The following is a 536-nucleotide window of genomic DNA, read 5'->3' on the forward strand; positions in this document are numbered from 1 at the left end:
CGCGTTTTTCGCCAGAGGAGCAACCCCATGCAACTGGTCTGTCCGGCGGGCAGCCTGCCCGCCTTGAAGTCGGCCCTGCGACAGGGCGCCGACGCCATCTACGTCGGTTTCCGCGATGACACCAACGCCCGCCATTTCGCCGGCCTCAACCTTGACGAACGCCAGTTGCAGGAAGGCCTGCGGCGAGTCCACGAGGCCGGGCGGCAGCTCTACGTAGCGGTCAACACCTATTCCAGCGCGCAGGGCTGGGAGCGCTGGCAGCGCGCGGTGGACCAGGCCGCCGACCTCGGCGTCGATGCGTTGATCGCCGCCGACGTGGCGGTGCTCGGCTATGCCGCGAAGCGTCATCCGCGGCTCAACCTGCATCTGTCGGTGCAGGGCTCGGCAACCAATGCCGCGGCCCTGGCCCTCTATCACGAACGCTACGGCATCCGTCGCGCGGTCCTGCCCCGCGTGCTATCGCTGGCGCAGGTACGCCAGGTGGCGGCCGGTAGCCCGGTGCCGGTGGAGGTGTTCGCCTTCGGCAGCCTGTGCAT

At 69.0% G+C, this 536-nt stretch carries 1 protein-coding gene; it reads left to right on the plus strand.

Annotated features, from left to right (window positions below):
• Positions 1-27: 27 nt before the first annotated feature.
• A partial coding sequence (locus EEB15_RS33230) for a peptidase U32 family protein (protein WP_141514255.1) occupies positions 28-536 on the plus strand: 509 nt, incomplete at its 3' end.

Source organism: Ramlibacter sp. WS9 (assembly GCF_003797765.1).
GTDB lineage: Bacteria > Pseudomonadota > Gammaproteobacteria > Burkholderiales > Burkholderiaceae_C > Ramlibacter.